Here is a 20551-nt window from a genome sequence, read left to right as displayed (position 1 = left end):
CTGAGGCCTGGCGCCTCGCGGCTGCCGGCGGCGCGTCAGCCGTCGTTGCGGTCGCGGAAGATGCGGATGACGTCGGTGTTGCGGCGCAGGGCCCGCATCACGTTGGCCAGGTGCAGGCGGTCGTGGACCTGGATCACGAACTGCATGTAGGTCGCTTCCTGCCGCCCGTTGTCCTGGTGCTCCATCGCGACGTGCGCGACGTTGGCGTCGGCGGCGGTCAGGTCCGCGGCCACCCGCGCGACGATGCCCTTGACGTTGCGCACCAGCACCTTGATCGAGACATCGAAGGCGCGCGTGGTCTTGTTCGCCCACATGACCTCGATCCAGTGCTCCGGATCCTTGCTGTGCAGCCGCTTGGCCACCTTGCAATCCTGCACATGGATCTGCAGCCCTTCGCCCTTGCCGAGATACCCGACGATCGAGTCGCCGGGAATCGGCCGGCAGCACGCCGAGAAGATCATCGACATGCCCTCGTCGCCGGTGATCGGCACCGCGGGCGCGTCCTCGCTGGCGAAGGTCTGCACCGCCGCCATCAGCGCGGTATCGAAGTCGCCCGACAGCTCCTGCAGCAGGATCTCCATGCGCTTGGCGACCACTGCCGGCACGCGCCGTCCCAGCGCCAGGTCGGCGAAGATGTCGTCGCGCTGCTTGTTGCCGGTCCACTGGATCATCCGCTCCCACACCGGCTGCGGCACCGCCTTCAGGTCGATGCCGAGCTGGCGCGCGGCCTGCTCCAGCAGGCGCTCGCCGAGCTGGATCGCCTCGTCGAGCTTGGTGGTCTTCAGATAGTGGCGGATCGCCGCACGCGCCTTGCCGGTACGCACGAACGACAGCCAGGCAGGATTGGGCTTCGAATACGGGGCGGTGATGACCTCGACGATATCGCCGCTCTTGAGCTCCGTGCGCAGCGGCAGCAGCTCGTTGTTGATCTTGACCGCGACGCACTGGTTGCCCAGGTCGCTGTGCACCGCATAGGCGAAGTCGAGCGCCGTGGCGCCGCGCGGCAGCGCGCGGATATGGCCCTTCGGCGTGAACACATAGACCGCGTCCGGGAACAGGTCGATCTTGACGTGCTCGAGGAATTCCTGCGAATCGCCGGTCTGGCTCTGGATATCGAGCAGCGACTGCAGCCACTGGTGCGCCTGCTGCTGGATGTCGTTGATCTGGTCGGCGTGGTGCTTGTACATCCAGTGCGCCGCGACGCCGGCCTCGGCGATCTGGTGCATCTCGCGCGTGCGGATCTGGAATTCGACCGGCGTGCCGAAGGGACCCACCAGCGTCGTATGCAGCGACTGGTAGCCGTTGATCTTCGGGATCGCGATGTAGTCCTTGAACTTGCCCGGCATCGGCTTGTACAGCCCATGCAGCGCGCCGAGCGCCATGTAGCAGTGCATCTGCGTCTCGACCACGACGCGAAAGCCGTACACGTCGAGCACCTGCGAGAACGACAGCTGCTTGTCGTGCATCTTGCGGTAGATGCTGTACAGCGTCTTCTCGCGGCCGGACAGCTCGGCGACGATGCCCGCGTTGGCCAGCGCGCTCTGCGCGGCCTCGAGGATGCGCGAGACCACCTCGCGCCGATTGCCGCGCGCGGCCCTGACAGCCTTCTCCAGCGTGGCGTAGCGGAACGGCGAGCCGACCTTGAACGACAGTTCCTGCAGCTCGCGATAGGTGCTGTTCAGGCCGAGCCGATGCGCGATCGGCGCGTAGATCTCCATCGTTTCCAGCGCGATGCGCCGGCGCTTCTCCGGCGGCACGAAGTCCAGCGTCCGCATGTTGTGCGTGCGGTCCGCCAGCTTGACCAGGATCACGCGCACGTCGCGCGCCATCGCCAGCAGCATCTTGCGGAAGCTCTCCGCCTGCGCCTGCTCGCGGCTCTGGAATTCGAGCTTGTCCAGCTTCGTCAGGCCATCGACCAGTTCGGCAACCTTGGGACCGAACTTCTCGGCCAGCTCGCTCTTGGTGATGCCCTGGTCCTCGATCACGTCGTGCAGCAGCGCCGCCATGATCGATTGCGCATCGAGCTTCCACTCGGCGCACAGCTCGGCGACCGCCACCGGATGCGTGATGTACGGCTCGCCGCTCTGCCGGTACTGCCCGAGGTGGGCTTCGTCGGAAAACTGGAAGGCCTCCCGGACGAGGGCCTGGTCCGCCGGCTTCAGGTAATTGAGCTTCTCCATCAGGGCGGCGATGGAGATCACCTGCTGCCGCGGCGGCACCGCAGGCTGCGAGGTCGGCCCGAAGAAATGCCGGTACGTCTGCGCGAGGACCGCGTCGATGAAGAGGCTGTCGGCAGCCGGTGCGGCCGCCGCGGCCACCGCGACGCCGCTGTCGGCCTCGCGCGGCTGCGTGGCCGGGACGCTGGCGCCCCGGCTCTTGGCGGGTGCCATCGCCGGCGCTACGGCACGCTCGCCCACCACGTCGTCGCCCAGGGGATCGGGCATGTTGGGCGCGCCGGTGCGCGCCGCGGCGCGCGTCTCCCCCGTGCTGCCCGGTTTGGGCGACGATCGCGAGGAAGAGCGCGGCGACGAGGGCATGATGGCGGCCTGTGGTTCAGACGTGGGCAACGAGTGCGATCAGGGCAATCCGGTCGACCAGAGCGACGATCGGGCGGGATTCCAGAGGAGTTCGCAATGCCGTTGAAAGACCGGGCCGCCAGCCGAAAATCAGGTCGGCACCTTCTTCAGCATTTCGATGCCGACCTGGCCCGACGCGATCTCGCGCAGTGCCACCACGGTCGGCTTGTCCTTGGCCTCGACCTTCGGCGTGTGCCCCTGCACCAGCTGGCGCGCGCGGTAGGTCGCCGCGAGCGCGAGCTCGAAGCGGTTCGGGATGTGTTTCAGACAATCTTCGACGGTAATACGCGCCATATCAAATCTACCTTGAGACAGAACCTATGCGATGGCCGCCATTTTACCGCAGGTGGCCCGCGGCCCCGCGGCCTCGCGTTTCAGTGGATGCCGAGTTCGATGAACAGATCGGCGTGCCGGGCCTTCTGCGACGAGAAACGCAGGCGCGTGGCACGCACCACGCAGCGCAGCTTTTCCAGCGCTTCCTCGAACACGTCGTTGATGATCACGTAGTCGGCTTCGGAGGCATGCGCCATCTCGCTGCCGGCCGCCAGCAGGCGCCGCACGATCACGTTGGGCTCGTCCTGCCCGCGCTTGCGCAGGCGCTCCTCGAGCGCGGTCAGCGACGGCGGCAGGATGAAGACCTCGACCGCGTTGGAGAAGCGCTTGTGCACCTGCTGCGCGCCCTGCCAGTCGATCTCCAGCAGCACGTCGTGGCCATGCGCCATCTGCTGCTCGATCCAGACGCGCGAGGTCGCGTAGTAGTTGCCGTGGACCTCGGCCCATTCGAGGAACTCGCCGCGATCGCGCGCCTCGCGGAAGGCCTCGATCGTGGTGAAGTGGTACTCGCGTCCATCCTGCTCGCCCGGACGCGGCGGCCGCGTGGTGTGCGAGATCGACAGGCGGATCGACGGGTCCTGCGCCAGCAGCGCGTTGACCAGCGTGGACTTGCCCGCCCCCGACGGGGCCACCACCATGAAGAGGTTGCCGGGGTAGACGGTGTCGATCGCGGTATGCGCTTGCGCCACCGGTTGCGCGGACGCCTGCGCGGACGATTGCGCCGGCGCGCTGGACTGCGCGTTGGGCGAAGACTGGGACGAAGGATGGGACTGAGTCGGGTCGCTCATGTTGGTCATTCGAGATTTTGAATCTGTTCGCGCATCTGCTCGATCAGCAGCTTGAGCTCCATCGAGGCATCGGCGAGCTCCTTGGCCGCGGCCTTCGAGCCCAGCGTGTTGGCCTCGCGGTTCAGCTCCTGCATCATGAAGTCGAGCCGCTTGCCGACCTGGCCGCCCTTGTCGAGAATATGCCGGGTCTCGTTCAGATGCGCCTCGAGCCGGGACAGCTCCTCGGCGATATCGATGCGGATGCCGTAGACGGTCGCCTCCTGGCGGATGCGCTCGCCGATCTCGTCGCGCGACATCGACGGCATGCCGTTCGGCGCGACCAGGTTGAAGGCCTCCTGCAGGCGCTCGGTCAGTTTTTCCTGATGCTGCGCGATCAGGTCCGGCACCGCGGGCGCCAGGCGCTGCACGATCGCCAGCATCGCGTCGATGCGGTCCACCAGCGTGGCCTTGAGCGCATCGCCCTCGCGGCGGCGCGCTTCGAGCAGCTGCGCCAGCGCGTCCTTGGCGGCGCCGAGCACCGCTTCGCGCAGCGCGTCCTGCGACAGCTCGGGCTCGATCAGCACGCCGGGCCAGCGCAGGATCTCGCCCATGCGCAGCGTGCCGGCCTGGTCGAAGGTCTGCGCGACGGTGGCCTCGAGCTCGCGCAGCTGCGCCAGCAGGCCGGTATTGAGCGCCAGCGCCGCGCCGCCCGCGTCGGTGCGCTGCAGGTTGATGCGGCACTCGAGCTTGCCGCGCGACAACTTGGCCATCAGCATCTCGCGCAGGGCCGGCTCGAAGGCGCGGCATTCTTCCGGCGCGCGGAACAGCAGATCGAGGAAGCGCGAATTGACGGTGCGGAATTCGACCGACACGGCGGCGGTCCTGCCGCTGGGCGCGCCATGCGCGTCGGTCAGCGGTGCCTGGCGCGTCGCCAGGCCATATCCGGTCATGCTATGGATCATGGATTCGTCTCTTGAAGGGGCTGGCGGCGAGGACCGCACGGCGCGGCGATCGCGGCCGGCCCGGCAGGTGGGCTGACCAACACTGTAATGAACACTGTATTGTAAAGAACTTTGCCCCGCGGGCCCCGCGGGGGCGCGGTCCGGCCCATGCGGACCCATGGCGCAGCCACGCGGACCCATGCCAGGCCCATACCCGCCCATCGCGGGCTCCGTGGCCGGCTCCATCGCCGGACCCCATCCTGGCGTCCGACCGCCCGCGCGCCGCCCTCCCCGCCAGCGTCCCGCGCCGCCCGGCGTTAAAATCGCGCCTGTTCCCCGATTTCCCTTCCAAGAGAGCCTCCATGCGACCCAGTGGACGCGCGGCCGATGCGCTGCGCCCGATCACCCTGACCCGCCATTACACCCGGCACGCCGAAGGTGCGGTGCTGACCGCCTTCGGCGACACCAAGGTGCTGTGCACCGCCAGCGTGCTGGCCAAGGTGCCGCCCCACAAGAAGGGCAGCGGCGAAGGCTGGGTGACGGCCGAATACGGCATGCTGCCGCGCGCCACCCATACCCGCTCGGATCGCGAGGCCGCGCGCGGCAAGCAGTCGGGGCGCACGCAGGAGATCCAGCGCCTGATCGGCCGTGCGCTGCGCTCCGTGTTCGATCTGTCCAAGCTCGGCGAATACACGCTGCAGCTCGACTGCGACGTGCTGCAGGCCGATGGCGGCACCCGCACCGCCGCGATCACCGGCGCCTTCGTCGCCGCGCACGACGCCGTCTCGGTGATGCTGCGCGACGGCCTGATTACCGCAAGTCCGATCCGCGACTTCGTCGCCGCGGTATCGGTCGGCATGGTCGACGGCGTGCCGGTGCTCGACCTCGACTACGCCGAGGACAGCGCCTGCGACACCGACATGAACGTGGTGATGACGGGCAGCGGCGGCTTCGTCGAGGTCCAGGGCACCGCCGAGGGCGTACCGTTCTCGCGCGCGCAGCTCGACGCGATGACGCAGCTGGCCGAGCGCGGCATCGCCCAGCTGGTCACGATGCAGCGCCAGGCGCTGGATCTGGCATGACGGCGGACATGAACGCGGGCATGACGACGGGCATCGCGATGCGCGCGCCGCAACGCCTGGTGCTGGCCTCGAACAACGCGGGCAAGCTGCGCGAGTTCGGCGCGCTGCTGGCACCGCTGGGCTTCGACGTGGTGCCGCAGCGAGAGCTGGGCATCCCCGAGGCCGAGGAACCGCACGTGACCTTCGTCGAGAACGCGCTGGCCAAGGCGCGCCATGCCAGCCGCCTGTCGGGCCTGCCGGCGCTGGCCGACGACTCCGGCATCAGCGTCGATGCGCTGGGCGGCGCGCCCGGCGTCTACTCGGCGCGCTACGCGCAGCTGGCCGGCAAGGAGAAGAGCGACGCCGCCAACAACGCGCATCTGATCGCCGAACTGGCGGGCCAGGCCAACCGCCGCGCCCACTACTACTGCGTGCTGGTGCTGGTGCGCCACGCCGACGATCCGTGCCCGATCATCGCGGAAGGCCGCTGGGACGGCGAGGTCGTCGACACCCCGCGCGGCGACGGCGGCTTCGGCTACGACCCGTACTTCCTGCTGCCGGCGCTGGGCAAGACCGCCGCCGAGCTGTCGGCCGAAGAGAAGAACCGCGTCAGCCATCGTGCGCTGGCATTGCAGGCGCTGTGCGAGCGGCTGCGCCGGGATGCGGCCGCCCCAACCGCCCCAATCGCCTCAACCGCCCCAACCGCCCCAACCGCCGCCCACGGCCAGCCATGATTCCGATCGTTCCCGTCCCGGCTTCCGGCGCCGCCGCGCCCGCCCCTGCTGCATCGGGCGGCGACAGCGTCGGCCTGTGGCTCAAGCCGGGGCAGATCTCGCTGCCGGCCTCGCCGCCGCTGTCGCTGTATGTGCATGTGCCCTGGTGCGTGCGCAAATGCCCGTACTGCGACTTCAATTCGCACGCGGCGCCCGACGGCAGCGAGATTCCCGAGGCCGCATACCTGGACGCGCTGCGCGCGGACCTCGAGCAGTCGCTGCCGCTGGTTTGGGGACGCCCCGTGCATACGGTCTTCATCGGCGGCGGCACGCCGAGCCTGCTGTCGGCCGCCGGCATGGACCGTCTGCTGTCCGACATCCGCGCGCTGCTGCCGCTGGACGCCGATGCCGAGATCACGATGGAGGCCAACCCCGGCACCTTCGAAGCCGAACGCTTCGCCAGCTATCGCGCCAGCGGCATCAACCGGCTGTCGATCGGCATCCAGAGCTTCGACGACGAACACCTGCAGGCGCTGGGCCGCATCCACGGCGGCGCCGAGGCCCGCGCCGCGATCGACATCGCGCTGCGCCACTTCGACAACGTCAATCTGGACCTGATGTATGCACTGCCCCAACAGACGCTGGCGCAGTGCCGGCAGGACGTCGAGACGGCGCTGTCGTACCGCACCTCGCACCTGTCGCTGTACCACCTGACGCTGGAGCCGAACACGCTGTTCGCGCGCTTTCCGCCGGCGCTGCCCGACGACGACACCGCCTACGAGATGCAGGACTGGATCGAGGCGCGCACCGCCGAGGCCGGGTATCGCCATTACGAGACCTCGGCCTATGCGCAGCCGCATCGCGAGGCGCGCCACAACCTGAACTACTGGCGCTTCGGCGACTACCTCGGCATCGGCGCGGGCGCGCACGGCAAGCTGTCGTTCCCGCATCGCGTGCTGCGCCAGATGCGCTACAAGCATCCGGCCACCTATATGGCGCAGGCGATGGCCGGCAACGCGGTACAGGAGGCGCGCGACGTCGATGCGACCGAGCTGCCGTTCGAGTTCATGCTGAACGCGCTGCGGCTGACCGACGGCGTGCCGGCGAGCCTGTTCCACGACCACACCGGCCTGCCGCTGCATGCGATCCGGCGCGAGCTGGCGCTGGCGACGGACAAGGGCCTGCTGGACCCGGACCCGACCGTGATCCGCCCGACCGAGCTGGGCCGGCGCTTCCTGAACGACCTGCAGGAGATCTTCCTGAAGTCGTGAGGCGCAGCGACCGAACCCGCCGCACCAAAGAAAAAGGCCGCAATTCAGACTTGCGGCCTTTTTCCATCTCACGCTGCCATCGCAGCGGCGGACATCGCGTCAGCGTCAGATCGGCGACGCCATGTCGTTGGCGACTTGCACGCGCTGGCCGACCTGCAGATTGTTGGCCTGGCGCTGCGTCACGGTGGCCATGCGGCCATCGTCCAGGCGCACGTGCACGCGATAGACGGTTTCCATGCCGCCGGTGGCGCGCTGTTCGATCTGGTTGCCGGCCACGCCGCCCGCCACCGCACCGCCGATGGTCGCGATGGTCTGGCCGCGGCCGCCACCGATCTGGTGGCCGAGCAGGCCGCCGGCGAGGCCGCCGATCACCGTGCCGAGCAGACCCGAGCTGGCGCCGCGCGGTTGCTGGATCGGCTCGATCGCTTCGACGCGGCCGTAGAACACCGAGCCCGCGGGCGCCTGGTAGGCCCCCTGGCCGGTCTGGTAGCCGGCATTGGGGGCACCGTAGCCATAACCGCCACCGGGCGCCGCGCAGCCGGCGGTGCCGATTGCCGCGGCCAGCGCAGCGGTGCCCAACAAAGTCTTGCCATTCATTTAATGTTCTCCTGACTGGGACGAGAAGAGATGGGATGCGGCGCGGCGCCGCTCCCTCCTGCCCTAGGAGATATACATCCAGACAAGGTTCCGCGATGTCGGACGGACGCCGACAGCCCGCGTTTCTTGTCTTCCCGCGGTGCAAGATGTGTAACGAGGCGTTTCCCTGCCCGTTTCCGCGGCCTTTCCGCGGCCTTTCCGCGGCCCGTTTGCCGCCCCGTTTCCCGGGCCCAACCCGCCTTGCTATAATGCGCGGCCGGTCGCAAGGCCGGCCATCAAGGGGACTGGAGACGTGGCCGAGTGGTTTAAGGCAGCAGTCTTGAAAACTGCCGATGGGGTGACCCATCCGTGAGTTCGAATCTCACCGTCTCCGCCATCCGAGGCACAAGGTCCCGGCTTCATCGCGGCCTTCTCTCCGCCCTCACCGCCTTCTCCGCCCTTATTGCCCGACCTTATTGCGGCCCTTGTTCCCGGGCACGTATCCGGGTCCTTATTCCCGGCCCTTCATCCCCCACACATCCCAAGGCCACGTGACTACGGCCATATCCGCGCGACCATAAAAAAGCCCCGCACAGGGCGGGGCAACGACATGTCGTGGAGAGAATCGCCGATCGCCGATCGTCAATCTCAATCGATGGTGATCTTGCCGGTCTCGATCACGTTCTTCCAGCGCTGCAGTTCCTGGTTCTCGAACTGCGCGAACTGCTCCGGCGTATTGGCGACGACCTCGAAGCCCGTCTCGGCCAGCTTGGCGCGCATCTTCGGATCGGTCAGCGAGCTGACCAGCGCGCCGTGCAGGCGCGACTTGACGTTGGCCGGCAGTCCGCGCGGGGCGGCAACCGCCTGCCACGAGTAGACCTCAACATCCTTGACGCCCGCTTCGGCCAGCGTCGGCACATCCGGCAGCAGCGGCGAGCGCTTCTCCGAGGTAATCGCCAGCGCCTTCAGCTTGCCGGCCTTGATGTGCTGGATCACCGCGTTGATGTTCTGGAACGAGACCTCGACCTGGCCGGCCAGCAGATCCTGGATCGCCGGGCCGCCGCCCTTGTACGGCACGTGCAGGCCGGTGGTGCCGGTCTTCTGCCAGAACAGCGCCGCGGTCAGGTGGTCGGACGAACCGGCGCCCGACGAGGCGAAGCTGACCTTGCCCGGGTTCTTCTTCATATGGGCCACCAGGTCCTGCACGCTGCGCGCCGCCACCGACGGATTGGCGACCAGCACGTTGGGGGCGCGCACCGCGACCGTCAGCAGGTCGAAGTCCTTGGCCGGATCGTACGGCAGGTTCTTCTGCAGGAAGGGGTTGACCGCGTAGACGCCGATCGACGCGATCATGATCGTGTAGCCGTCGGGCGGCGCGCGCTTGACCATCGCCGCGCCGATCGCGCCGGTGGCGCCCGGACGGTTCTCGATCACGAAGGGCTGGCCCAGCTTTTCGTTCAGCGGCTGCGCCAGCATGCGCGCGATGGTGTCCGTCGAACCGCCCGGCGGGAACGGCACCACCACGGTCACCGGTTTCTGCGGCCAGTCCTGCGCGGCGGCGGTGCCGGTGGCCAGCAGGCCGGCGGCGAACGCGCCGGCCAGCACGCCCGCCGTCAGCATCAGCCGCGGCAGGCGGCGCACACAGGTTTGCGCGGTCGCGGCGGCGCCGCGCAGGAAGTGGGTCTTGCTCATGTCGTCTCCTGAATCTCTGCTCGTGGTCGAGCTGCGGTCGTTAGATGATGTCGTTTCGATGTCGTCGCTTCGACGATGGTGTTTCGGATACCGGCGGCGATGCCGCCGAATCCCGCTACCGCACCATGCACGGCGCCTTGTTGTCGAATTTCCAGCCCGGGATCAGGAACTGCATCGCCACCGCGTCGTCTCGCGCCCCCAGTCCCATGTTGCGATAGGTCTGGTGGGCCTTCTCCAGCTCGGCCATGTCGATCTCGACGCCGAGGCCGGGGCGCTTGGGCACCTGCACCATGCCGCCTACGATCTTCAGCGGCTCCTTGGTCAGGCGCTGGCCGTCCTGCCAGATCCAGTGCGTGTCGATCGCGGTGACACGCCCCGGCGCGGCCGCGGCCACATGGGTGAACATCGCCAGCGAGATATCGAAGTGGTTGTTCGAATGCGAGCCCCATGTGAGCCCCCACTCCGCGCACATCTGCGCGACGCGCACCGAGCCCTGCATGGTCCAGAAGTGCGGATCGGCCAGCGGAATGTCGACCGACTGCAGCCGCACGGCATGGCCCATCTGCCGCCAGTCGGTGGCGATCATGTTGGTCGCGGTCGGCAGCCCGGTGGCGGTGCGGAATTCGGCCATGATCTCGCGGCCCGAATAGCCGTCCTCGGCGCCGCACGGGTCCTCGGCGTAGGCGAGCACGCCATGCTTGTCGCGGCACAGCCGGACCGCCTCGGCCAGCGACCAGGCGCCGTTCGGATCGAGCGTGATGCGGGCCTTGGGAAAGCGCTCGGCCAGCGCGACGATCGCTTCCATTTCCTCGTCGCCGCGCAGCACGCCGCCCTTGAGCTTGAAGTCGTTGAAACCGTAGCGCTGGTAGGCGGCCTCGGCCAGGCGCACCACCGCCTCGGGCGTCATCGCCTCCTCGTTGCGCAGCCGGAACCAGGCATCGTCGGCATCGGCTTCCTGGCGATACGGCAGCGTGGTGCGCTTGCGGTCGCCGATATAGAACAGATAGCCCAGCATCTCGACGGCGTCGCGCTGCTGCCCTTCACCGAGCAGCGCGGCGACCGGCACGTCCAGGTGCTTGCCCAGCAGGTCGAGCAGCGCCGCTTCCAGCGCGGTGACCGCATGGATCGTGATGCGCAGGTCGAAGGTCTGCAGGCCGCGCCCGCCCGCATCGCGGCTGGCGAAGGCCTGCCGCACGCGATTGAGCACCGCCTGGTAGGCGCCGATCGGCTGGCCGACCACCAGCGGGCGGGCGTCCTCCAGCGTCTGCCGGATACCCTCGCCGCCCGGCACCTCGCCGACGCCGGTACGGCCGGCGCTGTCCTTGAGCAGCACCACATTGCGCGTGAAGAAGGGACCGTGGGCGCCCGACAGGTTCATCAGCATGCTGTCGTGGCCGGCGACCGGGATCACGGTCAGTTCGGTGACGACGGGCGTGGCGCCCGGCGCGGAGATCGGTTGGTCTGTCATGAAGCGTCTCGGAATGCTGTCTCGGATGGCTTTTTGTCGCCCGGCTCCGGGGCACACCCGATGGTGGCACGGAGCGGGACGAGGTAAAATCGGTTATCAGTCGTCGTATAACTTACGACGCAGTATAATGAGCCGTTCCAGAACCGGTCAAGCACCGTACTTACCCTATGAAAGCCTCGACCTTGGCCCCCACTCCGCTTCGCCGCCGCGGCCGCACGCTCGCCGAAGAAGCGGTCGCCAGCCTGACCGACAGCATTCGCCAGGGCACGCTGCGCCCCGGCGACAAGCTGCCCACCGAATCGGAAATCATGGCCACGCTCGGCGTCAGCCGCACCGTGGTGCGCGAGGCGCTGTCGCGCCTGCAGGCGAGCGGCCTGGTCGAGACCCGCCACGGCATCGGTACCTTCGTGCTGACCCCGCCCCCGGCCGAATCGGGCTCTCCCTTCCGCATCGATCCGTCGGCCATGGTCACGGCGATGGACGTGCTGGCGATGCTGGAATTCCGCGTCAGCATCGAAGCCGAAGCCGCCGGGCTGGCGGCCGTGCGGCGCAGTGACGCCGATCTGGCCGAGATGCGGCGCGCGCTGGACGAGCTGAAGCGCACCGCCGCTTCCGGCGGCGATTCGGTCGCCTCCGACTTCGCCTTCCACCTGGCCGTCGCGCGCGCCACCGGCAACCGCTACTTCAGCGAGATGCTGGGCCATCTTGGCGCCTCGGTGATTCCGCGTGGCCGGCTGCACGTCACGCCCGGCGACCGCGAGCAATATCTGGAACGGGTCAACTTCGAGCACGACAGCATCTACGACGCGATCGAGCGCCGCGACCCCGATGGCGCCAAGGCGGCGATGCGCATGCATCTGACCAACAGCCGCGAACGCCTGCGCAAGGCATCGGCGGCGGCCGCCAGCACCCCCGCCTGACCCCGGCACGCCGGCGCCGAGGGTTAACCCCCGGCGCCGGGCTCTTGCGCCTTAGTTGTACGATGTCTTATGATGACGTTCATCGCGCGACGCCTCGGCTTCCTTGTCCCGGCGCCGCCACCGTCCAACGTTGCGCAGTCGGGCACGCCGCCCGGCCTTTTCATCGGAAACCACCATGTCCCTGAACCCCCAAGACCTCAAACAGATCATCAGCGCCGGCCTGCTGTCGTTCCCGGTGACCGATTTCGACGCCAACGGCGACTTCGCCGCGGCGTCCTACGCCAAGCGTCTCGAATGGCTCGCCCCGTACGGCGCCAGCGCGCTGTTCGCCGCCGGCGGCACCGGCGAGTTCTTCTCGCTGGCCCCGAACGAGTACAGCGACATCATCCGCACCGCGGTCGATACCTGCCGCGGCAAGGTGCCGATCATCGCCGGCGCCGGCGGCCCGACCCGCGTCGCGATCGCCTATGCGCAGGAGGCCGAGCGCCTGGGCGCCCACGGCGTGCTGCTGCTGCCCCACTACCTGACCGAAGCCAGCCCGGAAGGCATCGCCAACCACGTCGAGGCGGTCTGCCGCTCGGTGTCCTGCGGCGTGATCGTCTACAACCGCGCGGTGTGTCGCCTGAACGCGGTGCAGCTGGAACGGCTGGCCGAGCGCTGCCCGAACCTGATCGGCTACAAGGACGGCCTGGGCGACATCGAGCTGATGGTGTCGATCCGCCGCCGGCTGGGCGAGCGCTTCGCCTACCTGGGCGGGCTGCCGACGGCCGAGGTCTACGCCGCGGCCTATCGCGCGCTGGGCGTGCCGGTCTACTCGTCGGCGGTGTTCAACTTCATCCCGAAGACCGCGATGGATTTCTATCGCGCCATCGCCGCCGAGGATCACGAGACCGTCGGCCGCCTGATCGATACCTTCTTCCTGCCCTACCTCGACATCCGCAACCGCAAGCAGGGCTACGCGGTCAGCATCATCAAGGCGGGCGCCCGCCTGGTCGGCCACGACGCCGGCCCGGTGCGCGCGCCGCTGACCGATCTGAGCGAAGAGGAATGCGCGATGCTGCAACGGCTGATCGACAAGGTCGGCGGCCAGTAACGCTGTTCGTTCGTGCGCGCGCCGCGGCCGGCCATGCCGGCGCGGCGCGCGCCATGATGCCCCCGGCGCATCGGCCGCCCCCGGTCTGGAACCGCGGCGGCCGCTGCGCCATCGACGTTTTCAGGAGAAGCCAATGAAGATCACCGGAGAGATGCTGATCGGCGCCAGCGCCGTGCGCGGCCAGGACGCCGTGCTGCAGGCGATCGATCCCGCCACCGGCGCGACGCTGGGCCCCGACTTCCACGGCGGCGGCGCGGCCGAGATCGACCGTGCCTGCGTGCTGGCCGAACAGGCCTTCGATCCCTTCCGCAACACGCTGCCGGAACAGCGCGCCGCCTTTCTGGAGCGCATCGCCGACGGCATCGAGGCGCTCGGCGACACGCTGATCGAACGCGCCCATCGCGAGAGCGGCCTGCCGCTGGCGCGTCTGCAGGGCGAACGCGGCCGCACCGCCAATCAGCTGCGTCTGTTCGCCCGCGTACTGCGCGACGGCCGCTGGCAGCAGGCCACCTGGGACAGCGCGCTGCCCGAGCGCACGCCGCCGCGTCCCGACCTGCGCATGCAGAACATCGCGCTGGGCCCGGTGGCGGTATTCGGCGCCAGCAATTTTCCGCTCGCGTTCTCCGTGGCCGGCGGCGATACCGCGTCGGCGCTGGCGGCGGGCTGCCCGGTCGTCGCCAAGTCGCACCCCGCCCATCTGGGTACCTCCGAGCTGGTCGGCCGCGTGATTCAGCAGGCGGTGGCCGACGCCGGCCTGCCGGAAGGCGTGTTCTCGCTGGTGCTGGGCGCCGGCAACGAGATCGGCACCGCGCTGGTCGCGCATCCGGCGATCCAGGCGGTGGGCTTCACCGGCTCGCGCGGCGGCGGCCTGGCGCTGACGCGCGTGGCGCAGCAGCGGCCGCAGCCGATCCCGGTCTATGCCGAGATGAGCAGCATCAATCCGGTGTTCCTGATGCCGGCGGCGCTGGCCGCGCGCGGCGAACGCATCGCCGCCGAGCTGATCGACTCGCTGGTGATGGGGGTCGGCCAGTTCTGCACCAACCCGGGCCTCGTGATCGCCATCGACAGCCCGGCGCTGGCCGCCTTCCGCGCGGCCGCGGTGCAGGCGCTGGGCGGCAAGCCCGCCGGCACGATGCTGACGCCGGGCATCCATCAGGCCTATCAGCAGGGCGTGGCCAGGCTTGGCGAGATCAACGGCCTGCAGCGCATCGGCACGGGCCTGGCCGGCACCGGCCCCAACCAGGCCTGCGCCGCGATGTTCGAGACCAGCGCCGCGCAGTTCATCGCCGACCATCGGATGCAGGCCGAGGTGTTCGGTCCGTCTTCGGTGCTGGTGACCTGCCGGGACATCGACGAGATGACCGCGCTGACGCGCAGCCTGGAGGGCCAGCTGACCGCGACCGTGCACGCCGATGCCGGCGACCACGCGGCGGCGCGGCAACTGCTGCCGGTGCTCGAGCGCAAGGCCGGACGGGTGCTGTTCAACGGCTATCCGACCGGCGTGGAAGTTTCCTACGCGATGGTGCATGGCGGCCCGTTCCCGGCCACCTCCGACGCGCGCACGACCTCGGTCGGCGCCGCGGCGATCGCGCGCTTCCTGCGTCCGGTCTGCTATCAGAACGTGCCTGGCGAACTGCTGCCGCCGGCGCTGCGCGACGACAATCCGCTGGGGCTCTGGCGGCTGCGCGACGGCGAGCTGACGCGCACCTGACACGATCCTGCCGCAAGGGGGCGCCGCCCGGCGCCCTCTGCCGCGCCACGGCTGAATGCGGCCATTCCCAGGCCCGGCGCGGCCCGCTATGCGAGCCATCCCACAGTCGCCGGCGAGAAGCGCAAGTACAGTGACGTCATCACCGTCACGCGTCTTCCGCCACGACCAAGGATGGCCACCATGAATGCTCCGCCGCGCGCCGAACGCATCCCTCCCGCCGCCGCCCATGTGGTGGTGGTCGGACCGGTGCGGAACTGCGGCGCGACCATCGCGGAGGAAGTGGCCCGCTTTCGCAGCATCCTGTCCGGCTTCGCCTCGGTCGGCTTCCTGTTGATCGAAAGCGACTCGGTGGACGATTCGGTGTCGCGGCTGCGGCAGCTCGCCGCGCAGGTGCCGGGCTTTGTCTTCGAGTCGATGGGCACGCTGCGCGATCGCCATCCGATCCGATGCGACCGCATCGCGGTCTGCCGCAATGTCTATGTCGAGCGCGTGGCCAACGACCCGCGCTATCGCCATGTCGACTACGTGATGGCCGCCGACCTGGACAACATCAATCATCAGCTGAGCGCCGAGGCGGTGCTCAGCTGCTGGCGCAGCGACGTCGACTGGAGCGTGATGACGGCCAACCAGCGGCTGGGCTACTACGATATCTGGGCCCTGCGGCATCCGGCCTGGGCGCCGCTCGACTGCTGGGCGGCCTATCGCGAGATGGCCGCGGTGGTCGGCCATCGCCAGGCGGTCGAAATGTGCGTCGCCTCCAAGCAGGTCCGCGTGCCGTCTGACGCCGCGCCGATCGAGGTCGAGTCGGCGTTCGGCGGCTTCGCGGTCTACCGCAGGGACGCCTTTGTGACAGGGCGCTATGTGGGCCTCGATGCAAACGGCGGGGAAGTCAACGAGCACATCAGTTTCCACGCCGATCTGCGCGCGCGGGGCCATCGCATCTATATCAACCCGGCGATGATCAATGCCGATTTCACCGAGCACACCTACTACAAGACCCGCCTGGGGCATCTGCGCAAGGAACTGATGTGGCGGGTGCGCGAGGCCGCCGATTCGCTGCATTGCCGCGAACAGCTCGAAGCGGCCATCGACGCGATCAAGAAGAGGCTGGCCGGGTCGATGGAGCGCCCCGGCAAGCTGCGCTGACGCACGGGGCCGTGCCGCGGGCGCTCAGGCCCCTCCCTTCACCCGGCCCCTCATCCGTGCCCTTCAGGCGGCCGCGCGCAGCGGCGCGGCGGCGCTGGCCGTGGAAGCGGAAGCCGGAGCCTGAGCGGCCGGGGCGATGGACGTGCCGGGCGCGGCAATGCCGCTGCTGCGCGAGCGCCCCGAGCTCAGATAGCCCGCGATCGATTCCTGCGTGACCTCGCCCAGATAGACGCCCTCGGCATCGACCACCGGCAGCCAGCTGGTGTTGTGCTGGTACATGCGCGACAGCACGATGCGCAAATGCTCGTCGAAGGCCGCGGTCGCGGCGAACGGACGCAGCACGTCGCCGCAGGCCTGCTTGCCCGCGGCCGGATTGCGCGCGTCGCGGCGCGCCACATAGCCCAGCGCGCGCTGGCCCGCATCGAGCACCGGCAGGTAGCGCACGTCGGCGTCGTCCATCAGCCCCAGCGCCTGCGCCAGCGGCATGTCGGGCGTCGCGGTCGCGCCCATGGTGGCGGCGTCCCCGGCCCGCACCAGCAGCAGGCGCTTGAGCGTGTTGTCGTGGCCGACGAAGGCCTGCACGAACTCATCGGCCGGATGCGCCAGCAGCGCGTCGGGATGATCGAACTGGACCAGCTTGCCGGCGCGGAACACCGCGACCTTGTCGGCCAGCTTGATCGCCTCGTCGATGTCGTGCGAGACCATGATCACGGTCTTGCCGAGCTGCCGCTGCATCTGCAGGAATTCGTTCTGGATGCTTTCGCGGTTGATCGGATCGACCGCGCCGAACGGCTCGTCCATCAGCAGCACCGGCGCGTCGGCGGCGAGCGCGCGGATCACGCCGATGCGCTGCTGCTGCCCGCCCGACAGCTCGCGCGGATAGCGCGACAGCATCCGGTTCGGATCGAGCTGCACCATCGCCATCAGCTCGCGCGCGCGTTCGCGGCAGCGCTGCTTGTCCCAGCCCAGCAGGCGCGGCACCACGGTGATGTTCTGCTCGATCGTCATGTTGGGGAACAGGCCGATCTGCTGGATCACGTAGCCGATCTTGCGGCGCAGCGCGACCTCGTCGATGCCGGCGGTGTCCTCGCCCTCGATCAGCACGCGGCCCGAAGTCGGCGGGATCAGCCGGTTGATCATCTTCAGCGTGGTGGTCTTGCCGCAGCCCGACGGGCCGAGGAATACGCAGATCTCGCCGCGCGGCACCGTCAGCGACACCGAGTCGACGGCGCGCACCAGCGCGCCATCCTTCTGCGTGAACGATTTGCTCAGTTGGTCCAGTTCGATCATGTGCGGATTCCTTTGGGCGTCAGCACGCGCTGCAACCATTGCAGGCACACGTCCGCCACGATGGCGAGCAGGCTGACCAGGACGGCGCCCACCGCGAGTTTGCTCATATTGCTCTGGCTGATCGCTTGCAGGATCAGCACGCCGAGGCCGCCGGCGCCGATCAGCGCGGCGATGGTGGCCACGCCGATGTTCATCACCACCGCGGTGCGCACACCGCCGAGGATCACCGGCACCGCCAGCGGCAGGTCGACCAGCCGCATGCGCTGCCAGGTGGTCATGCCGATGCCGCGCCCGGCCTCCTGGATGCCGCTGTCGATGCCGGCCAGCGCCACATAGGTGTTGCGCAGGATCGGCAGCAGCGAATACAGGAACACCGCGGTAACGGCCGGCAGATAGCCGAGCGCGTGGCCGAAACGCGCGAACACCGGGATCATCAGGCCGAACAGCGCGATCGACGGGATCGTCAGCACCACCGTGGCCAACGTCATCATCGGCGTGGCCAGCCAGCGCCAGCGCGTGGCCAGGATGCCGAGCGGCACCCCGATCAGGATCGCCAGCCCGACCGCCGCGCCGACCAGCGCGAGATGCTCGCCGGTCATCTTCAGCAGCGTCGGCCAGCTGTGTTGCAGATAGGAAATCAGATCCATGGAGTGTCCGTGGTTGTCCGTGGTTGTCCGTGGTTGTCCGTGGGCGTCCCGGCGCAGGCGTCAGATCAGCCCGTGCTGGCGCAGGAAGTCGGCCGCGACGGCATCGACCGGTTTCTGTTCGATGTCGACGCGGTAGTTCATCTCCGTCATCGACGCGTTGTCGAGCGCCGCGGCCAGCGCGTTCAGCAGCTCGGCCAGCTGCGGATGCGCGTCGAGCACCGCCTTGCGCACCACCGGCACCGCCTGGTAGGCCGGGAAGAAGCCCTTGTCGTCGCGCAGCAGCACCAGGTCGAAGCCCTTGACGCGGCCGTCGGTGGCGTACACCAGGCCGGTCTGGACCTGGTCGTTGCGCAGCGCGGTGTAGACCAGGCCCGGATCGAGCTGGATCACGTCGCGCCGCGTCCATGGCAGCCCGTAGGCGGCCTTCAGCGGCTCCAGGCCGTCGGGGCGCGCGGCGAACTCCATGTCGACCGCGAAGGCGTGGCGCTTGTCCTCGCCGTCGGCGCGGATCTTGTCCGCGAGCTCCGACAGCGAGCTCACGCCGGCGGCTTCGGCGCGGTGGCGCGGCATCGCCAGCGCATAGGTGTTGTTGATCGTCGAGGGCTGCAGCCACACCAGGCCCTTGGCCGCATCCAGTGCCTTGACGCGGGCGTAGCTCTGCTCGGCATCGAGTTTTTCCTCGACGCGGTTGAACACGATCAGCGCGGTACCGGTGTAGTCCCACACCACGTCGAGCTGGCCGCTCTCCATCGCCTGGCGCATCAGCGTGCTGCCCAGTCCGGCGGTCAGCTCGGTGGTCAGGCCCTTGGCGCGCAGGTACTGCGAGGTCATCGACGACAGGATCAGCTGCTCGGTGAAATTCTTGCCGCCCACGCGCACCGGATCGGCGGCCGCCGCGGGGGCGTTCGCCAGCAGCGCGGCGATGCTCAGCAGCGCGGCCATCCACGTGCGCGGACGAAGCGATCGAATCAGCGTCATGGTGTTCTCCTTGAGGTTCCGCTTCATGCCGCCAGCCCTCGCCGGCGCAGGTAGAAGCGTCCGCCCGCGGCGAACAGCGCGTCGAGCGCCAGCGCCAGCAGCGCGGTGGCCGCGGCGCCCAGCAGCAGCAGCGACGGCTTGTTCAGGTAGATGCCGGGGAAGATCAGTTCGCCGAGGCTGTTGGCGCCGATCAGGAACGACAGCGGCACGGTGCCGACGTTGATGACCAGGCTGGTACGCACGCCGGCCAGGATCACCGGCATCGCGTTGGGCAGCTCGACCCGCAGCAGGCGCTGGCGCGGCGTCATGCCGATGCCCTTGGCCGCTTCCAGCAGCGCGGGCGGCAGGCCGCGCAGCCCCTCGCAGGTATTGCGCACGATCGGCAGCAGCGAGGCCAGCCACAGCGCCAGCACCGCCGGCCGCTCGCCGATGCCGAGCACGGCCAGCGACAGCGCCAGCACCGCCAGCGACGGCACGGTATTGCCGATATTGAAGACCTGCATCAGCCGGTCGGCCCAGCGCCGCAGCGCCGGCCGCGACAGCAGGATGCCGGCGGGCACGCCGGTGGCGAGCGCCAGGGCCATCGACCACGCCACCAGGCGCAGGTGATCGGCCACGTCGTAAAGCAGGCGTTCGCGGTGCTCGGCGATCGTGTCGACGCCGACCCAGGCCAGCAGGCCCGCCAGTGCCAACACGATGAAACCGGCCCAGCCGAGTCCACGCCAGATTCGCAGAGACATCTTTCCTCCCGTAAGCCGGCCGGCGTCGCGATCGGCGGATCGACGACGGACGGCGACAAAAGCGCGGCGCGGCAAGGCGCGACGGCCGCGACGGCGGTCCATGAAGGGACGACGGCAACGGACCAGCGCAATGGCGGGACCCGATGGGGCCATGCGCCATGGCGGCGGACCCGGCCGGGTCCAGGCTAGATTGGTGCTGTCCGCCATGACCGGCGGGATGCCGGCGGACGGACGGGGGGCGCCCATTGCCGCAATAGGGGGCGAGGCGATGGGAGCCCGGTGACGGACCGCGGGGCCGCCCGGAACGGGCGGGCGCCAGCGGCCCTGGCGCGGCGCTGCGGGTCGGGGCGACGGTCGGGCGACAGTGGACGCGGCACGCGGCGGTAAGCCGGGCTATGCGTGAACGGTCGCGGACGGTCGGTCAGACCTCGCAGGCCAGTGGCAGCGCAAAATTGAAGGTTCCGACGCGCCGCCGGATCAATCGGCCGTGGTCACGAATCGGCCGCGGCGAGCGCGAAGCTCAAGCGGCTAATTTGCAACAACGGATGGCAAAGAGGTCGCTATTCTAACCAACTTCAGCGATCTTGTCACCCCGGTCGGTATCGGGCGGCTTTCTGCCGTCATGTTG

At 69.0% G+C, this 20551-nt stretch carries 19 protein-coding genes and 1 tRNA gene; 9 read left to right on the top strand and 11 right to left on the bottom strand.

The features are described from left to right. Positions 1–35: 35 nt before the first annotated feature. Positions 36–2444: a RelA/SpoT family protein gene (locus tag KZ686_RS08255; RefSeq protein ID WP_149317959.1), complete on the bottom strand. Its 2409-nt coding sequence runs from the start codon at positions 2442–2444 to the stop codon at positions 36–38. Here KZ686_RS08255 and KZ686_RS08250 point away from each other — a divergent pair. After that, complete coding sequence (locus KZ686_RS08250) at positions 2443–2643, top strand: hypothetical protein (protein WP_149317958.1); 201 nt, start codon at positions 2443–2445, stop codon at positions 2641–2643. The two genes, KZ686_RS08255 and KZ686_RS08250, sit on opposite strands and share 2 nt — an antisense overlap. 23 nt (positions 2644–2666) lie before the next feature. On the opposite strand, the gene rpoZ is transcribed toward KZ686_RS08250, so the two are convergent. The 3 genes from rpoZ to KZ686_RS08235 all read right to left on the bottom strand — a co-directional run bounded on the left by rpoZ (position 2667) and on the right by KZ686_RS08235 (position 4638). After that, positions 2667–2870 carry a DNA-directed RNA polymerase subunit omega gene (gene rpoZ, locus KZ686_RS08245; RefSeq protein ID WP_006578656.1) on the bottom strand — a complete coding sequence of 68 codons (204 nt, stop codon included), beginning with the start codon at positions 2868–2870 and terminating at the stop codon, positions 2667–2669. Positions 2871–2950: 80 nt separating this feature from the next. Continuing rightward, a complete protein-coding gene (gene gmk / locus KZ686_RS08240) occupies positions 2951–3547 on the bottom strand; it encodes a guanylate kinase (RefSeq protein ID WP_187829170.1) in 597 nt (198 codons plus the stop codon). Positions 3548–3702: 155 nt separating this feature from the next. Continuing rightward, on the bottom strand, positions 3703–4638 hold the full coding sequence (locus tag KZ686_RS08235) for a YicC/YloC family endoribonuclease (protein ID WP_149317957.1): 936 nt from the start codon (positions 4636–4638) through the stop codon (positions 3703–3705). A gap of 341 nt (positions 4639–4979) precedes the next feature. Between KZ686_RS08235 and rph the strand changes: the two genes are divergently transcribed. From rph to hemW, 3 genes are read left to right on the top strand one after another with little or no spacing between them, the layout of a single operon-like run. Then, positions 4980–5699: a ribonuclease PH gene (gene rph, locus KZ686_RS08230; RefSeq protein WP_149317956.1), complete on the top strand. Its 720-nt coding sequence runs from the start codon at positions 4980–4982 to the stop codon at positions 5697–5699. After that, positions 5696–6412, top strand: coding sequence for an RdgB/HAM1 family non-canonical purine NTP pyrophosphatase (rdgB, locus tag KZ686_RS08225; protein ID WP_265632177.1), 717 nt, complete (start codon positions 5696–5698; stop codon positions 6410–6412). Before rph ends, rdgB begins: the two co-directional genes overlap by 4 nt. Next, a complete protein-coding gene (hemW, locus tag KZ686_RS08220; RefSeq protein WP_150084566.1) occupies positions 6409–7662 on the top strand; it encodes a radical SAM family heme chaperone HemW in 1254 nt (417 codons plus the stop codon). The genes rdgB and hemW overlap by 4 nt, the downstream gene beginning before the upstream one ends. Before the next feature lie 105 nt (positions 7663–7767). Here hemW and KZ686_RS08215 read toward each other — a convergent pair whose 3' ends face one another. Then, a complete protein-coding gene (locus KZ686_RS08215; protein WP_149317954.1) occupies positions 7768–8259 on the bottom strand; it encodes a glycine zipper 2TM domain-containing protein in 492 nt (163 codons plus the stop codon). A gap of 286 nt (positions 8260–8545) precedes the next feature. Here KZ686_RS08215 and KZ686_RS08210 point away from each other — a divergent pair. Then, positions 8546–8635: transfer RNA gene (locus KZ686_RS08210), tRNA-Ser, on the top strand. 251 nt (positions 8636–8886) lie between these two features. On the opposite strand, the gene KZ686_RS08205 is transcribed toward KZ686_RS08210, so the two are convergent. Both KZ686_RS08205 and gudD read right to left on the bottom strand, forming a co-directional pair. Continuing rightward, a complete protein-coding gene (locus tag KZ686_RS08205; protein ID WP_265633439.1) occupies positions 8887–9858 on the bottom strand; it encodes a Bug family tripartite tricarboxylate transporter substrate binding protein in 972 nt (323 codons plus the stop codon). Positions 9859–10045: 187 nt separating this feature from the next. Next, on the bottom strand, positions 10046–11398 hold the full coding sequence (gene gudD / locus KZ686_RS08200) for a glucarate dehydratase (RefSeq protein WP_149317953.1): 1353 nt from the start codon (positions 11396–11398) through the stop codon (positions 10046–10048). 167 nt (positions 11399–11565) lie between these two features. Here gudD and KZ686_RS08195 point away from each other — a divergent pair, with 167 nt between their 5' ends. The 4 genes from KZ686_RS08195 to KZ686_RS08180 all read left to right on the top strand — a co-directional run bounded on the left by KZ686_RS08195 (position 11566) and on the right by KZ686_RS08180 (position 16268). Continuing rightward, positions 11566–12318, top strand: coding sequence for a FadR/GntR family transcriptional regulator (locus KZ686_RS08195; RefSeq protein WP_149317952.1), 753 nt, complete (start codon positions 11566–11568; stop codon positions 12316–12318). A 175-nt stretch (positions 12319–12493) separates the two neighbouring features. After that, positions 12494–13411 carry a 5-dehydro-4-deoxyglucarate dehydratase gene (gene kdgD / locus KZ686_RS08190; RefSeq protein ID WP_223129683.1) on the top strand — a complete coding sequence of 306 codons (918 nt, stop codon included), beginning with the start codon at positions 12494–12496 and terminating at the stop codon, positions 13409–13411. 133 nt (positions 13412–13544) lie between these two features. Next, complete coding sequence (locus tag KZ686_RS08185) at positions 13545–15122, top strand: aldehyde dehydrogenase (NADP(+)) (protein WP_265632174.1); 1578 nt, start codon at positions 13545–13547, stop codon at positions 15120–15122. 180 nt (positions 15123–15302) lie between these two features. Then, a complete protein-coding gene (locus tag KZ686_RS08180; protein WP_149317950.1) occupies positions 15303–16268 on the top strand; it encodes a hypothetical protein in 966 nt (321 codons plus the stop codon). Positions 16269–16331: 63 nt separating this feature from the next. Here the strand turns inward: KZ686_RS08180 and KZ686_RS08175 are convergent, their stop codons facing one another. The 4 genes from KZ686_RS08175 to KZ686_RS08160 are packed head-to-tail and all read right to left on the bottom strand — an operon-like array spanning position 16332 to position 19923. Continuing rightward, the gene (locus tag KZ686_RS08175; protein ID WP_150084559.1) at positions 16332–17558 is read right to left on the bottom strand and encodes an osmoprotectant ABC transporter ATP-binding protein OsmV; all 1227 of its coding nucleotides are present in this window, start codon (positions 17556–17558) and stop codon (positions 16332–16334) included. After that, the gene (locus tag KZ686_RS08170; protein ID WP_149317948.1) at positions 17555–18205 is read right to left on the bottom strand and encodes an ABC transporter permease; all 651 of its coding nucleotides are present in this window, start codon (positions 18203–18205) and stop codon (positions 17555–17557) included. Before KZ686_RS08170 ends, KZ686_RS08175 begins: the two co-directional genes overlap by 4 nt. 60 nt (positions 18206–18265) lie before the next feature. After that, positions 18266–19183 (bottom strand): glycine betaine ABC transporter substrate-binding protein, encoded by a 918-nt coding sequence (locus KZ686_RS08165; RefSeq protein WP_150084558.1) that lies wholly within the window; start codon positions 19181–19183, stop codon positions 18266–18268. A 23-nt stretch (positions 19184–19206) separates the two neighbouring features. After that, complete coding sequence (locus KZ686_RS08160) at positions 19207–19923, bottom strand: ABC transporter permease (protein ID WP_149317946.1); 717 nt, start codon at positions 19921–19923, stop codon at positions 19207–19209. Between the last annotated feature and the right edge of the window lie 628 nt (positions 19924–20551).

This window comes from Cupriavidus cauae, from assembly GCF_026210475.1.
Classification (GTDB): domain Bacteria; phylum Pseudomonadota; class Gammaproteobacteria; order Burkholderiales; family Burkholderiaceae; genus Cupriavidus; species Cupriavidus cauae.
The sequence above is the reverse complement of the archived record's forward strand: the minus strand, read 5'-3'. Positions and strand labels throughout refer to the sequence as shown.